This window comes from Peptoniphilus sp. oral taxon 386 str. F0131, from assembly GCF_000090945.1.
GTDB classification, from domain to species: domain Bacteria; phylum Bacillota; class Clostridia; order Tissierellales; family Peptoniphilaceae; genus Anaerosphaera; species Anaerosphaera mikwangii.
In genome coordinates this window covers 632,789-648,907 of record NZ_GL349422.1, presented here as the reverse complement: position 1 = coordinate 648,907, position 16,119 = coordinate 632,789, and the positions used below count along the sequence as shown (strand labels likewise).

The following is a 16,119-nucleotide window of genomic DNA, read 5'->3' as shown; positions in this document are numbered from 1 at the left end:
ACTTGATAATAGGTGTATTAAAAGAGATTAAAGAACAAGAAAGTAGAGTATCATGTACTCCTTATAGCGTAAATGAATTAATAAAGTCCGGACACAAAGTGTATTTGGAAAAAGACGCCGGACTTGCCTCAGGCTTTTCAAATGAAGATTATGAAAGAAACGGTGCAATAGTTTTTGATACAGCCGAAGAAGTTTGGACTAAATCAGAAATGATTTACAAGGTAAAAGAACCTATTGAATGTGAGTTTAAATATTTAAGAGAAGGTCTTATAATTTATTCTTATCTACATCTTGCAGCTGATGAAAAGCTTGCTAATGAATTATTAAAGAAAAAATGTATATCAATAGCATTTGAAACTATTCAAATCGGAAAACTACTTCCGCTTTTAAAACCTATGAGTGAAGTTGCCGGCAGAATGGCTGTTCAGGAAGGTGCTAAATTTTTAACCAAACCTCAAGGAGGTAAAGGTGTATTACTTCAAGGTGTTCCGGGTGTTGTTCCTGCACATGTTGTAATAATCGGGGCAGGTGTAGTAGGAACCGCCGCTACAAGAATGGCTGTAGGCATGGGAGCAAGAGTAACTGTAATTGATATTGATGTTGAAAGACTCGGTGTCTTATGTGATATTTTCGGAGGAGTTATTGAAACTCTCTATTCAACACCGCACAATATAGCAAGTGCAGTAAAATCTGCGGATATGGTAATAAGCACAATACTTATTCCCGGTCGTAAAGCTCCTAAACTTGTAACAGAAGAAATGGTTAAAACAATGGAAGCAGGCAGTGTAATAGTAGATGTTGCCATTGACCAAGGCGGTTCAACAGAAACAACTGCCGGTAGAGCTACTACACATAATAATCCTACATTTGTAAAACATGGTGTAATTCACTATGCAGTTACTAATATACCGGGTGCTGTAGCAAGAACATCCACCTATGCACTTTCAAATGCTACTACAAAATACGCAAAGATTATAGCTGATTTGGGATGGGTTAAAGCTGTTAAAAAACATGATGATATAAAAAAAGGTATAAACACTTACGACGGAAAAATAACTTATAAAGCAGTTGCCGAATCTCTAAATCGTGAATACTCCGATATTTTAGATTTAATTTAACAGATGTTTCAAGAAAAGTTTTCTTAAAAAATTATGAAAAATAACAGCCATACAAAAAGCAGGATGATTTAAATCATCCTGCTTTTGTTTATATACTACTTAGGTTGTATTCTACCTGCTTGTTCCCATGCTGTCCAATGTCTTATCCAATGTTCTTTTCCATCCGATGTTCTTTCATATTCATGTCCGTTACTTGCCTCTGCTACCGGATAGTATGCCCAATGATCTTTTGCTAAATCTGTGTATGTCAGCAATCCTACTGTATGATTATCTACATATTCCTTGTCTGCTGTTCTGTCTAACATTTTATTTACTATGCTTACTACTTCAGCTCTTGTTATAGCTTGTTCCGGTTTGAAACTTCCGTCTTCATAGCCTGTTATCCAGCCTTGTCCCATTATTTTTTCTATGCTTTCTCTTGCCCAGTGACTGCTTACATCTGTAAAAGCTGCCGCTTGTTTTTTATTGTCTACGAATCTTGATGCTACTGCCGCAAATTCAGCTCTTGTTACCAGATTATTCGGTTTGAAGTTTCCATCTTCGTAACCCTTTATTATTCCAAGTTTTGACAATTTTAAAATGTATTCTGTATGCCATTGTCCCATCATTACATCTGTGTATGGTGAGCTTTCTGTTTTACCGAGGAAGATTTGATTTTCTAACAGTCTTGCGAATATTGCACTCATTTCTGCCCTTGTAATTGTATTCTCAGGTCTGAATGTATTATCCGGATACCCTACTATATATGCAAAGTGATCTTTTTTATTCAGTCTCGGTATTGTGCCCGTTACTTTGTATACTGTTCTCTTTGTAGGTGTTTCGTTGTAAATGTTTTTAACAATGAAATTTCCTGTAGAATCTTTTTCATAAGATACTTTGTACCAGTTGTTTCCAAGCTTAACCTTACCGTCTTTTTCTCCGACTTCATGCACAGTATAAATATACTCTTTCCCTGCCGCATCTGTTTTTTCAAGATCTTTCCAAGTATGAGCAGTAGTTCCGTTTGGAAGTTCAACCGGAGCACCTTCAGACTTTCCATTCTTTAAAAGTTGTAATTTTATAGTAGGATGGTTTCCTGTTACACCCTCCCATACTTTAGTTACACTAACACTCGCCTTTCCGACTATATGGTTTATGATATCATAGCCTTTAACTTCAGAAGTATAACCCGGAACAGGTTCTTCTTTTATGGTGTAGTTAATTTTGTTGCCCTGATCATCATATTCTTGCAATCCCTCAAAGCTGTATGTCCACTTGCCGTTTGCATCAGGCTTTACTTCCGGGTTTTGAATAGGATGCCCGTTTGCAGAAAGAATTACCGTAATTGATTGGGGGCGTTTATTTGCCTGGTTGTTGTTGTCATCCCAAGTCTTTTCGCCCTTTATGTCTATTGTTTTTTGCTTGTTTGTAATTACAAAGCTGTTTTCAACATTTTCCTCTTTCTTAATCGAACTTTCATAGCCCGTCGGCGTAGGTTCTTCCGTCACCGTATATTTGATCTCGTCCCCCGTATTTTTATCATACTTTCTGAGATTTTCAAAGGTATATGTCCAGCCCGGTGCTGTTAGTTTTTGTTCTCCAACCTTTGCTCCATTGGCATATAAAACAACTGTAACGGCAGATCCTTCAAAACCTATCCATTCTTTTTTTACTTTAACTTCAGTTTTTTCCGGCTTATTTTGAATTGTTTTCTCCACCGCCTGATCAGCTGAAACCGTAACGGTATACTCCGCTTCATCTTTCACATAATGAGCAGGTGCTTCGATCTCTTCAATCTTGTATTCGCCCGGAATAAGCGGCATGCTGATTGCTTCTCCCTGTGCATTCGTAAATAATTCAACTGAGCCTCCTGTCTCTTTTCTCGTGATTTTAAATTTTGCGCCTTCCAGTTTGACCATGTCGTCATCCGCCGCAACTTTTGTGATTTTAATCCGGCTTAGAAGACCTTGAATTCCCCCTCCACTTTGAGCATCTACAAATTGACCATATGATGGATTAGGGTTTTCTTCATCACTTGTAAGCACTACCTTGTTTTGTAGTAAAAGGCCTTGTTTATAGGTTGTGCGATAGTGTATTATATATCCTTTTCCGTCAAGATCTCCAAAATTATACGTAAATGAACGTTTATCAGCGGAAAGATTAATCTGATTGCTTATGTTCTGCGGATTCTTCTCAACAAGCTTTCCATTTTCCCATACCAATTCATATAGCATAAATTGGCCATCCACATACTCTATGCCATCGGGACTTCCCGGATCTGCCACCTTCAGTGTATCTTTGATAACCGCATTTTTTAATGTTCCCTGTTTTGCATTCACTCTGATTCTCCATCGAACCCAACCTTCTGCTGTCAGAGTCTGTCCTGAAGTCTTATAAATAACTTCCGTTGCATAATTCGGTGGAATATACGGTTTTATCTTAATTTTTGCTGTGATTGAACCAACCACGATGTCATGTTCGGTTACTCCTGTAATTGGATATGTGTTTTGATTCCATCTTGCAGTCAGGTGCATCTCTCCGGTAATACCAAACTTGCCCTTGACAAAATCCGTAAAAGTCACTTTCATTTTGCCGCCACCCGGCTGTTGAGGCGTAATTGTAACTTTTGCTACTACTTTTCCTTCTTCTTCTATATCAAAATTACAATAATGTGCCTCTGTTGGAAAGTTAAACTTTTCCGGCAAATCCATTTCAAAATAGTCACCCTCATTCAATTCATTGCCGTTGTTTGTTGCCTTCCATTTATAATTCAACCTAAATATTTGATTGGCAATGTAACCATTCGGTTCTACAAAGCCATCCGCGTTTGTAACTGTAAATTCTGTAACTTCACCGTTTATCTCTGCACCTTCCGCCAGTACAACTTGCGTTGGCAAAAATCCCAAAAGTATTACAAAAACTAATAAAAATGAAATCAATTTTTTCAGGTTTTTGCTCTTTTTCATTTGTTCTCCAACTCCTTCTCCATTATTACTTCAACTTTTGGACATAATTTTAGACTTTAACTTACAGGCAAAAACCTCTAAATTAAAGTCTAGCCTAACATCTACCAAAAGTCTTTGAATTCATAGTAAATTATACCGGAATTCAATTTTTCTCATTATAGCATAAAACTATACTAAAAGTCTACTTAATTTCTGCATTTTTTATTATGTGAATTGAACCCCTTGAAATAATTTCAACTTTTCCGGTGATTCTGTATATACAATCCGAAATATTAGGTTCATGTCCGACTAAAATATAATTTATATCTTTGTCTTCTTTCAACTTTCGAACTCTGTCTACATAGCTCTCATATCCAAGCCAATCCGATATTTCAAACTCACAATTCAAAAAATCACAAAGTATTTCAGCTGTTTGTACTGCACGTATCAAAGGAGAAGAATATACTTTAATTTTAATTTTACCAATTTCATCTGCAAAAACTTCAAATGTATCCCTGAGTTTTATTCTGCCTTCTGTTGTCAGTTCTCTTTCAAAATCGGTATCTGCAAAATTTTGTGCTATACCGTGTCTTATTAAATATACACTCATTTCTTTAAATTATAAAAACTCTTATGTCCTCTATACTTTGCACAATCTCCAAGTTGATCTTCTATTCTTAAAAGCTCATTATATTTTGCAACTCTCTCACTTCTGGCAGGGGCTCCCGTTTTTATAAGACCTGCATTTGTAGCAACCGCTAAATCTGCAATAGTTGAATCTTCAGTTTCTCCTGAGCGATGTGAAATAATCGCAGTCATATTATTTTCTTTTGCCAGTTCTATCGCATCAAGTGTTTCTGTAAGGGTTCCTATTTGGTTCAATTTAATTAAAATTGAATTTGAAACACCTTCTTTTATACCTCTTTCAAGTCTCTTGGTATTTGTTACAAATAGATCGTCTCCGACAAGTTGTACTTTTGAACCGATTTCATCTGTCATATATTTCCAACCTGCCCAATCGTCTTCTGCAAGACCGTCTTCAATTGAAATTATAGGATAGTTTTCTATAAGTTCCTTATAATAATTGACAAGCTCAGCTGAATTAAATTTTTTGCCTTCGCCCTTCATATTATATGTTCCGTCTTCGTACATTTCAGAAGCGGCAACATCAAGTGCAAGAACTACATCATCTCCGGGAACATATCCGGCTTTTTTTATTGCATCCACTATCACATCAAGAGCTTCTCTGTTACTTGATAAGTTAGGAGCAAATCCTCCTTCATCTCCAACACCTGTTGAAAGATTTTTATCTCTTAATACAGATTTAAGATTATGATATATTGTAGCTCCCATCCTAAGTGCTTCAGCAAAATTCTTTGCTCCGACCGGCATTATCATAAATTCCTGAATATCAACATTATTATCGGCATGTTCTCCGCCGTTTAAAATATTCATCATAGGTACAGGAAGTGTCTTTGCGTTAACTCCTCCAATATATTCATATAGCGGAAGTCCAAGCTCATCAGCAGCAGCTCTTGCAACTGCAAGAGATACTCCAAGTATTGCATTCGCTCCTATTTTTCCCTTGTTTTCGGAACCGTCAAGTTCAATTAAAAATTCATCTATTCCAACTTGATCAAAACAATCAAAATCACGAATCTCCTCCGCTATTATTTCATTCACATGAGTAACGGCCTTTAAAACTCCTTTGCCTAAATATCTGTCGCCTCCATCTCTAAGTTCAACAGCTTCATGTACTCCTGTAGATGCTCCGCTTGGAACTATAGCTCTTCCAAAACCGCCTTCTTCAGTATAAACTTCTACTTCAACTGTAGGATTTCCTCTTGAATCCAAAACTTCTCTTGCATATACATCACTTATATAGCTCATTCTTATACCTCTCCATTATTTAAGCATTATAATTAACAAGTTTTGAAAAATCTTCACTCTTCAAACTTGCTCCACCTACTAAAGCACCATCTATATCTTCATTTAGCATAAGTTCTTTTATATTAGCCGGTTTAACGGAACCGCCATATAAAATTCTCACTTCTTCTGACAATTTTTCAGAAAACATATTTTTAAAAGTATCTCTTATAAATTTACACATTGACTGAGCATCTTCGGATTTACATGTATTTCCCGTCCCAATTGCCCATACCGGCTCATAAGCTATTGTTATTTTTTCAATATGTTCACTAATTCCTTCAAGAGATTTTTCAACCTGCTCTCTTACTACTTCTTCATGTATGTTTTCTTCTCTTTGAGCTTGATTTTCTCCTACACAAAGAATAACATCAAGTCCTTCAGATAGTGCTCTTTTGATTTTCGCATTTACTATTTTATTTGTTTCTCCGAAATAACTTCTTCTTTCGGAATGTCCTAAAATGACATGGCTTACACCGAGATCTTTAAGCATATTTGTAGAAACTTCTCCTGTGTATGCTCCATCATCATATTCACTTACTGTTTGTGCTCCAAGTTTTATCTTTGAATTTTTCAGAACATCGCTTGCCGCACAAATTGAAGTAAACGGCGGACAAATAAGCGCATCGATATTATCATCTAATTTTATCTTTACAAGTTCTTCAAGCATTTTAACAGTATCAGTTCTATTTAAATTCATCTTCCAGTTTCCTGCTATAAATGTCTTTCTCAAAATTACTCCTCCTCTATTGCATCAATACCCGGCAAATTTTTACCCTCCAGCATTTCAAGACTTGCTCCTCCACCTGTTGAAATATGCGAAATTCTATCTTCAACTCCGGATTTTTCTATTGCAGAGGCAGAATCTCCTCCTCCAATTATTGTAATTGCTCCGTCAAGTTCTGCTAATGCCTTTGCTATGGCAAATGTTCCTTTTGCAAAATCATCTATCTCAAATACCCCTGCAGGACCATTCCAAACTACCGTCTTGGCATCTTTTAATTCTTCCACAATCAGTTTTATCGACTTAGGACCTATATCTACGCCCATCAAATCTTTCGGCATCAAATTATAATCTGCTGCCTTGCTTACAACACCTTCTTTTATTTCAGGTACAACTATTGAATCAATCGGTAAAATTAATTTAACTTTTTTAATTTCAGCTTTTTTTATTAAAGCTGATGCAAGTTCAAGTTTATCATTTTCAACCAATGACTTTCCCGTTTCATATCCTTGTGCTTTTAAAAAAGTATATGCCATAGCTCCTACAATTACTATTTTGTCAACCTTATCAAGTAGATTTTCTATAACGCCTATTTTATCAGATACTTTCGCACCACCGATTATTGCTATAAAAGGTCTTTGAGGATTCTTTAGAGCTCCGCTTATATACTTAACTTCTTTTTCCACAAGTAAACCTAATGCTGATGGTAGATATTTTGAAACGCCTACATTTGAAGCATGAGCCCTATGGCTTGTCCCAAACGCATCATTTACATAAATATCTGCAAGTGATGCAAGTTTTCTTGCAAATTCATCATCATTTTTTTCTTCTCCCGCCACAAATCTTGTATTTTCAAGAAGTGCAACTTCTCCTGACTTTAATTCCTTAATCTCTGAAATAACACTATCCGAAACAACTTCTTCTGATGCAATGAATTTAACTTTTCTACCTAAAATCTCCTCTAATCTGTTTGCCACCGGAAGTAGTGAAAATTCCTCAGCATACTTACCCTTAGGCCTTCCAAGGTGACTTAATAATATTACACTTCCTCCATTTTCAATAATATATTCTATTGTCGGAATGCTCTTTACAATTCTATCATCATTAGTAATTATATTATTCTTTAGCGGTACATTAAAATCCGCTCTTACAAGTACTTTTTTATCTCTAAAATCAAAACTTTTTAAAGTTTTTTTCATACTTACCTCCTATAAGAAGAAGCGAAAACCCAAAGGCTCTCGCTCTGCTTTATATTATTATAACAGTCCTGCAACTTTTGCTGTTAAATCAACAACTCTTTGAGAGTAACCCCATTCATTATCATACCATGATATACATTTTACAAGTCTGTCTTTCACAAGTGTAAGCTTAGCGTCAAAAATCGAAGAGTGCGGATTTTGAACTATGTCACTTGAAACTAAATCTTCTTCAGAATATTCCAATACACCCTTTAATTCATTTTCTGTCGCTTTTTTTATAGCTGCATTTATTTCTTCTGCAGTAGCTGCCTTTGAAATTTCAAAAGTAACATCTACTATTGAACCTGTAGGTACCGGAACTCTAACTGCCATCCCTGTCAATATACCTTCTACTTCAGGAATTACTTTAGCAACTGCTTGTGCCGCTCCTGTTGTAGTAGGAACCATATTTTCCGCTCCCATTCTTGCACGTCTCATATCTTTATGAATTGCATCATGAATTTTTTGGTCATTAGTATAAGCATGAATTGTAGTCATAAGACCTCTTTCAATACCAAAATTTTCAAGAATTACTTTTGTTACCGGTGCCAAACAGTTAGTTGTACATGATGCATTTGAAATTATGTTATGAACCGCACTATCATACTTATTGTCATTTACTCCCATTACAATTGTAATATCTTCTCCCTTAGCCGGTGCAGTTATTATTACTTTTTTAGCTCCTGCCGCTATATGACCTTCAGCCTTTTCTCTTTGAGTGAAGGCTCCTGTTGATTCTATTACAATATCTACCCCAAGTTCTCCCCAGTTCATTTCCGCAGGAGCTTTCCCGTCAAGAACTGTAATCTTCTTTCCGTTAATTGTAAATCCATCTTCAACTACCTTTACTTCGCCCGGATATCTTCTGTAAATTGAATCATATTCAAAAAGATGAGCATGCTCTTTAATTCTCTCAGTAGCTTTTAAATCTGCAATATAACAAATCTCATATCCTGTATTTTCTCTCAAAGACCATCCTCTCAATACGTCTCTACCAATTCTTCCAAAACCCATAATAGCAACTTTAACTGACATAATTACCTCCTAATATTTTTATAATACTGTGTGCTAAACTTTCATCTATAACTAAGACCATATCCGGTCTAAGCTTCGAAATACTTATTATTGCCCTTGCCTTTTCTTCTCCACCTGCAACGCCTAAAATTTTAGGTATGCTCAAAAATTTTTCAAGACTTATGCCGACACTTTCTTGTGAATAAACCCTCTGTCCTTCTATGTTAAAATAATTTCCAAACGCTTCAGATACAGCTCCAAGATTTAAAACCTCCGTTTTTTTCTCCTCGCTCATTCCTCTTCTCTTTAACATAACATCTGCTCTGCCTATACCGAATACGAGCATATTCAAATTTTTCAAAAGTTCATATGCTTCCCGCATTTCATCATCGCTTAAAAAAATTTTCATAGCCTCTTTTGATACGGTTTCCGGTATCGGCAATAATTGTAATTTTGCGTTCAGTTTATTTGCAATTCTTGATGCAATTGTATTTGCCTGAAACCTTGCTTGATTTCCCACAGAACCTCTTGCCGGAAGTATTGTAACATTATATGGTTGTTCTCTTGATGTTATTTCATCCGCAACATTTGAAATTGTCTCCCCTCCGGTAACTCCTACTAAATCTCCTTCAGTCATCATATTCTCAAATATGATTGCAGCTTGGATGCCAAGATTTTTCACAGTTTCCGTATGTTCAAAACCGCTTTCCACAACTATGACGCTTTTTACATTAAGCATACTTTCAACCTGAGTCGCAAGTGATCTTAAGTTATTAAGTTCTCTATAATCCATTTCAAATTTTGAAAGCAGTTTTGTTCCCTCAGGCTCTATTTCAATCCCCGATGAATTTACAAAAATAAGCCCTTGACTTTTCAACTTGTCAATTTCATCTCTGACTACTCTCTCTGACAAATTCATATTTTGTGCAATAGTTCTTCTGCCCACTTTGCCATTTCTACTTATATAACTTAAAATTTCATATCTCGTTATAAATAAATCATGAACTTCAGGTAAAAATTGTGTCAATAATTTCAAATCCATACTATCACCATTTTTGTCCCATATATTAGTTTTTGCTCCCACTTAAAGTATATCACAATTGATATGCTTGTCAATAAATATACTCTCAAGTTAAATTTTTTTACAAGTCTCCGATAGACTTCTGACTGTTTACTTAATAAATCTAATTTTAATAATATTGAAGAAAATATTCTTATGAGATGGTCATAAAAACCCCTCTCATTAGGTTTTTATCTAACAAAAGGGGTATTATAATTACTCTGTTATATTTTTTGTATAATTCTTTGCTTTTTCAAGTCTACTTAATAATTCGTTCTTACCAAGTAAGTAAATTATGTTTTTCAGTTCAGGTCCATGAACATTTCCTGATATTGCCGCTCTGACAGGCATAAATAATTGCTTACCTTTTATTCCGGTAGCTTTTTGAATTTTCTTCATAACTGTATTTGCAAATTCAAGATCTACTTCTTCAATTGTATCAAGCTGTTCTTTAAATGCTTCAATTAATTGTGGAACCTGTTCTCCCGAAAGTTCTTCTTTTGCATCATCTTCTGTTATGTCTAAATCTCCGAATAAGAACTTAACTTTTTCAGGAACTTCACAGAGAACACTGAGGCTTTCTTTTACCGTTTCAATCAAAAGGACATACCAATCCCATTTTTTGTTTATTTCTTCTTCCGTCATCAAATTCGCCTCAACCATGTATGCAGCAGAAAGCTTTGCTATTTCTTCTGTGGAATATTCTTTGATATAGTGTGCATTTACCCAGTTCAATTTTTCTTTATCAAATATTCCTCCGCTCTTTCCAACTCTATCAAATGTAAACTTTTCTATCATCTGCTCAAGCGTCATAATTTCTTCGCCGTCTTCAGGACTCCATCCTACAAGTGCAAGATAATTGTCAAGTCCTTCAGGAAGATATCCTCTTTGTCTAAAGTCCTCTACCGAAACATCTCCCTGTCTTTTAGAAAGTTTTTTTCTATCTTTATTTAAAACTGTAGGTAAGTGAACAAACTGTGGAGCTTTCCAGCCAAGCGCTTCATATAGAAATACATGCTTAGGAGTTGAAGGAAGCCATTCTTCCCCTCTTACTACATGGGTAATTCCCATTAAATGGTCATCAACTACTACAGCCATATGATAAGTAGGAAATCCGTCAGATTTCATTAAGACCTGATCGTCAATCTCATCTGTATTTATTGTAACTTTACCTCTTACAGCATCTTCAAATGTAATATTTGTATTTCTTGGAAGTTTTAATCTTACTACATAGTCTTCACCGTTTGCAATTCTCTTCTTAGCTTCGTCTAAAGAACCTCCTCGACAAAAACCGTCATATTTAGGAACTTGTCCCTTAATTCTCTGTTCTTCTCTTACGTGGTCAAGCCTTTCCTTTGTACAAAAACAATAATATGCCATATCTTTTTCTATAAGTTCATCAACATATTTTTTATATATATCAAGTCTCTTTGATTGAATGTATGGACCATATTCTCCCTTTTCGACAACCTCACCATTTTCAAAAAATACACCTTCATCATAATCTATTCCCGCCCATTTAAGTGCATTAACAAGGTTTTCTATTGCTCCGTCAACAAATCTTGTTCTATCGGTGTCTTCAATTCTAAGTATAAATTTACCGTTATTTTTTCTTGCATATAGATAATTATATAGAGCTGTTCTAAGTCCTCCTATATGTAAAAAACCGGTCGGACTTGGTGCAAATCTAACTCTTACTTCTTCCATTTCTTCCTCCTGATATAACTACTTTTAATTTTAAGTATAATTAATTATATTATAGTAAATATTTATATAAATGTAAATTAAAAGAGCATGACATTAGCCATACTCTTAATCAATATAATTTTTCTCCGTGTCTTAATTTATTTCTTAAATCATTTACAAAATTGTCAATTTCACTTAACTTTCTTAAAATTTGTCTTTCATCTTCCGTTGACTCTATTATTTTATCTATTCCTCCATTTTTTATCACTATCCTCTTATCTGCCATAAGCGCAAGCATCGGATCATGTGTTGCCATTATTACAATCTTATCTCTTCTCATCAATAACTCTATTGCCGATTTTCTATCTATACCTGCATTTTCAATTTCATCAATTAAAACTATCGGACTTGATGACAGGTTTGCAGTATCACTTATCATAAGTGCTCTTGACTGCCCACCGGATAACGAAGTTATATAGGTGTCAAGATCAAACCCCTCCCCTGAAAGATTATTTGCATCTTTTATTATTAAATCCATTTTATCTTCAGGATCAACAAGTCGTGATTTAGCATGAAGTTCAATATATTCTCTAACAGTTAAATCCATAACAAAATTCATATTCTGCGAAAGTTGTGCAACTAATTTTTCATTTCCCGAAAATCTTTTTTCCGTTGGAATTTCCTCATCATTTATTAAGATCTTTCTTCCCGTGGGTGTATCTGCTCTTGCAATCCATTCTATATCGGCAAGAAGTCTGCTCTTTCCACTTCCGGTAGGTCCTACAATTGAGACAACATCAGATGGCTTTAGAATTAATTTATCAAAACTTTCTTTTTTTCCATTCTTGTCATATCCCGAAAGAATTGTAAGTGATTTAAGCTGATTGTCCTCACCTAAAAATCTAAGCATCTGATTTAAGAATTCATTAAAATTATCTTCTATTATCTCTATCGGTACACCAAGTTCTTCCACTTGCTGTTCTGTGAGCGAACAAAGATATTCATGAAAAGTTTTCTCTTTAGAATTTTCTATATTTAATTCATTTGATAAAAAAAAGTTATCCATAAAAGGATATTTATCTAAAATTTCCCTAATAGTCATTTAGCACCTACTTAATTTTTTTAACATTTCCAAGCTGATAATCTTCTCCGACTCTTGTTTCTCCCAAACAATATGAACACAATGCCGTCGGCATCGGATATCTCAGCTTCATATTTTTCTCATCTTCAATATCATTTGCTCTGCTTTCAATTAGATATGATAATTCATATCCCCCCTGTCCCGAAAGTCCATTTACATTAATTACAACAGCCCTCGGATTTACAGTCTGAACCTTAGAGGCAAATACCTCCCTTTCCGCCTGTGATACAATATCACCCTTAGTTATTACAACTATATCTGCAGATCTTAACATAGGTCCTATTTTTAAGGGAGTATTTATTCCCGAAAGATTATCTATAACACAAATTGCAAGTATATTTTTTATATATGGGCTGCATCTGTTGCATAACCCCGCAGATTCTGTAATCAACATATCAAGTTCAAGTAACTTAGCCCAATTTATTATCTCTTCTATATTTGAAACAAAAAAGTGGTCGGGACAAAGTCCGCCAGATAATCCTTTTTTCACAGGTATACCTGCCTTTTCATAAATCAAATCATCATCCGTATAAAGACAATCAAATTTCACAACTCCCGTTTTTATATTTTTTCTCTTTAAATTTGAAATTGTCTTTATAATCACAGATGTCTTACCCGAACTTGGAGGTCCGGAAAATGTAATCATCTTCATTTAATCACCCAATTTAAAATATTTATTTATAATCTCAATATGCTCATCTATGTTATTTAGTAATTCCCAACCCGCAAATATAAGTTTTTGTTCCTTGGAAAACTGATTTTTTAAATTATTTGTAGTAACAGGAAACTTTCCGTTATTTGAAAATACACTTCCAACCTCTTCAGATAAAAGATAGTTTAATGTAGCTTTAATATACTCTGCACTTCCTTTTTTTACGCAAATAAGTATCGGGCTTACTAGCGCTCCGTCCTCGGGCCAAATAACCTCAAGCTCATCACTTTGAACCAAACTTGCAAAAAAATATGGCGCTACTGAAACACAAGCAGTCTTATTTCTAGTTCCGTTCACCATTTGTGAAGGATGCATACTTGATGCAACTGCATTTTTCAACTTCATAAGTCCATCTTCACCATATTTTGAATATATAGTCAGTACAAGTGCGTTATATAAATCTAAATCTCCAACAGGTATTGTCATCGACTGTGCATATTCTTCCGACAATACATCACTCCATGATTTTGGAATTTGTCTACCCGCAAGCTCTCTCTTATTAACTATAAATACCGCCGGTACTATTGCTATTATATTAAATCGGTTTTCAGGGTCTTTAATATTTTCAATTCGCTCTAAAATTTCACTGTTGAATTCAATTTCCGGAGCATAGTATTCACTTTCTATTCTATTTGAAATCTCTTTATTTAAAATTAATTCATATCCGGCAGATGTAATTAAATCAGGAAGATCCTTCCCGCTCTTTAAATTGTCAATTACAAAATCAAGTCCTAAATTTGCACTTCTAAAATCATATTTTATATTAGAAATATCATTTTTTTCATTATAATCATTTAATAAATCAATTAGAGGAACCTTGATAGGACATGGAACCGCCCCTGCTACTGTATATTTTGCAGTATTATTGTTCAGTATTTCCTCTTGCATTTCAAATTTTCCGATATATCTTTCATATTCTTCTACAAAAAGTTCTGCGCTTATTCCTTTTAGCTTTAATGCATCTTTCAGCTTAATCATTTTTGCCATAAGTTTAAATGCAGCAGGATTTTTTAAATTATCAAAACCTTTCATTATTAAAAAGTCTTTTAACTCGCTGTTTTCCATACATAATGAATATACATCTCTATTTAAATTCATAATACACCTCTCATTATTGATATAGTATATTATTTACGGCAATATTTCCGTAACATATGTTACGATTTTTAAAATTTTTTATACTTAACTTTCCAAACATAAAATGTCAGAAATATTAAATTTATTATATTTAAATAAGGATAACTCTTTACCGTTTTCAATAAAAAGTTATCCTTATTTAAATGCTATAATTTTTAATCATTTTCTCTAAGAAGTAATCCCATTTCCTGTTTTTCCATTTTATTTAGTGCTACTATGGACGCTAACGGCCCGAGAAGCGAACCTGCCAAAATTGTAAATAAAAGCACTGAAAATAAACCTATTATATTCGGCGATAAAAATGGCATTTTAAATGATAAGCTAAGTGCCTTACCGAATAATAATGATATTATAAATGAAAATACTGAACCGAACACCGCTCCTGTCATATTTATCATTAAAATTTCTGCAAGACATATCGATTTAAGCTTTTTCTTTGTTGCCCCCAAAATTCTAAACATTGCAAATTCACGTTTTCTTTCTTTAATTGAAATGGAATATACCAAAGTCAAAATAAAGAAAGCCAATATCCATAAAAGTGCTATAAGAGCATATATATATGTCAATAAGCTCTGCATATTATCTGATACCTGTGTCATCATCTGTTTAGCGAGCAGCGGATATATCTGTTCTCCCTTAAATTCATCTGCCAGCTTCTTAAAAACATCTTTAGGATTTACTCCTCCTTTAACTTTTACCATTACAGACGAAATTAAATTTTCTTGTTTTGAAATAGGATGTCCTAAGATTTTTTCATATTCTTTTGCAAGTCTTTTTGTTTCCTCCATTGTCATAAAAACAGTATTGTCGAATCCCATACCCGTTTTTGCAAGACGACCCTGTATTTCAAACGGTTGATTAAAAAATCTTACATTTGATTGATAATCTCCTACTATATTATTCCCAACAACTACTTGTCCTTCTTTTAAAGGAAGTTTAACTTGTTTTTCAAGCCATGGAGAAACAATGAAGTCCTGTTCAAAGTCAATTCCTATTATCTGAATCGGAAACGAACAACACCCCGCAGACAGTGTTGCCAGAAATAATTGAGGTGATGCCTGTTCCACACCTTCAATACTTCTTACTCTATCTGTTACAGCTTCATCAAGAAAAAAACTGTTAGGCTCCCCTCTTAATATTGCTCCTGTGATCTTACTGTCATATCCCTCCGGTACAACAATAATATCCGCTCCCATTCTATTTGACAGTGATGTCATCCCGTTTTTTAAACTGAGTATTAAAAAACTGCTCATAAACAAAATGAAACACAAAATCCCGGTCAATACCATCATCCCATATGTCCTTGCCGGTTTATTGGCAATATTCTTTTTTGCCAATCCAATTACATTTAACTCTTTCATTTTTTATTCCTTAGCATCTTCAAGTGCACGATTTACTGCATCTGTAAAACATTTATGAGATACCGTTGCACCGCTTAT

Annotated in this window: 13 protein-coding genes; 1 reads left to right on the top strand and 12 read right to left on the bottom strand. The window is 34.5% G+C overall.

Annotation, left to right across the window (positions count from 1 at the left end; translation table 11 throughout):
* Nucleotides 1-2 precede the first annotated feature (2 nt).
* Complete coding sequence (gene ald / locus HMPREF0629_RS03090) at nucleotides 3-1,118, top strand: alanine dehydrogenase (RefSeq protein WP_009221914.1); 1,116 nt, start codon at nucleotides 3-5, stop codon at nucleotides 1,116-1,118.
* Nucleotides 1,119-1,213: 95 nt separating this feature from the next.
* On the opposite strand, the gene HMPREF0629_RS03085 is transcribed toward ald, so the two are convergent.
* From HMPREF0629_RS03085 to HMPREF0629_RS03030, 12 genes are all read right to left on the bottom strand, one after another.
* Nucleotides 1,214-4,063, bottom strand: a complete 2,850-nt coding sequence (locus HMPREF0629_RS03085) for a Cna B-type domain-containing protein (protein WP_009221913.1) — start codon at nucleotides 4,061-4,063, stop codon at nucleotides 1,214-1,216.
* A 181-nt stretch (nucleotides 4,064-4,244) separates the two neighbouring features.
* Complete coding sequence (locus HMPREF0629_RS03080) at nucleotides 4,245-4,652, bottom strand: histidine phosphatase family protein (protein WP_009221912.1); 408 nt, start codon at nucleotides 4,650-4,652, stop codon at nucleotides 4,245-4,247.
* Nucleotides 4,649-5,932, bottom strand: a complete 1,284-nt coding sequence (eno, locus tag HMPREF0629_RS03075) for a phosphopyruvate hydratase (RefSeq protein WP_009221911.1) — start codon at nucleotides 5,930-5,932, stop codon at nucleotides 4,649-4,651. The genes HMPREF0629_RS03080 and eno overlap by 4 nt, the downstream gene beginning before the upstream one ends.
* A 19-nt stretch (nucleotides 5,933-5,951) precedes the next feature.
* Complete coding sequence (gene tpiA, locus HMPREF0629_RS03070; RefSeq protein WP_009221910.1) at nucleotides 5,952-6,701, bottom strand: triose-phosphate isomerase; 750 nt, start codon at nucleotides 6,699-6,701, stop codon at nucleotides 5,952-5,954.
* Between the two features lie 2 nt (nucleotides 6,702-6,703).
* A complete protein-coding gene (gene pgk, locus HMPREF0629_RS03065; protein ID WP_009221909.1) occupies nucleotides 6,704-7,891 on the bottom strand; it encodes a phosphoglycerate kinase in 1,188 nt (395 codons plus the stop codon).
* Nucleotides 7,892-7,948: 57 nt separating this feature from the next.
* A complete protein-coding gene (gene gap / locus HMPREF0629_RS03060) occupies nucleotides 7,949-8,965 on the bottom strand; it encodes a type I glyceraldehyde-3-phosphate dehydrogenase (protein WP_009221908.1) in 1,017 nt (338 codons plus the stop codon).
* Nucleotides 8,955-9,986: a sugar-binding transcriptional regulator gene (locus HMPREF0629_RS03055; protein WP_141553391.1), complete on the bottom strand. Its 1,032-nt coding sequence runs from the start codon at nucleotides 9,984-9,986 to the stop codon at nucleotides 8,955-8,957. Before HMPREF0629_RS03055 ends, gap begins: the two co-directional genes overlap by 11 nt.
* Before the next feature lie 234 nt (nucleotides 9,987-10,220).
* Nucleotides 10,221-11,711, bottom strand: coding sequence for a glutamate--tRNA ligase (gene gltX / locus HMPREF0629_RS03050; protein WP_009221906.1), 1,491 nt, complete (start codon nucleotides 11,709-11,711; stop codon nucleotides 10,221-10,223).
* Nucleotides 11,712-11,820: 109 nt separating this feature from the next.
* Nucleotides 11,821-12,756: an ATP-binding cassette domain-containing protein gene (locus HMPREF0629_RS03045; protein WP_255263824.1), complete on the bottom strand. Its 936-nt coding sequence runs from the start codon at nucleotides 12,754-12,756 to the stop codon at nucleotides 11,821-11,823.
* Between the two features lie 43 nt (nucleotides 12,757-12,799).
* Nucleotides 12,800-13,483: a GTP-binding protein gene (locus tag HMPREF0629_RS03040; protein WP_009221904.1), complete on the bottom strand. Its 684-nt coding sequence runs from the start codon at nucleotides 13,481-13,483 to the stop codon at nucleotides 12,800-12,802.
* Entirely contained in the window at nucleotides 13,484-14,641 is a 1,158-nt protein-coding gene (locus HMPREF0629_RS03035) for an ABC transporter substrate-binding protein (RefSeq protein WP_009221903.1), read from the bottom strand.
* Between the two features lie 194 nt (nucleotides 14,642-14,835).
* Nucleotides 14,836-16,041, bottom strand: coding sequence for an ABC transporter permease (locus tag HMPREF0629_RS03030; protein WP_009221902.1), 1,206 nt, complete (start codon nucleotides 16,039-16,041; stop codon nucleotides 14,836-14,838).
* Nucleotides 16,042-16,119: the final 78 nt, after the last annotated feature.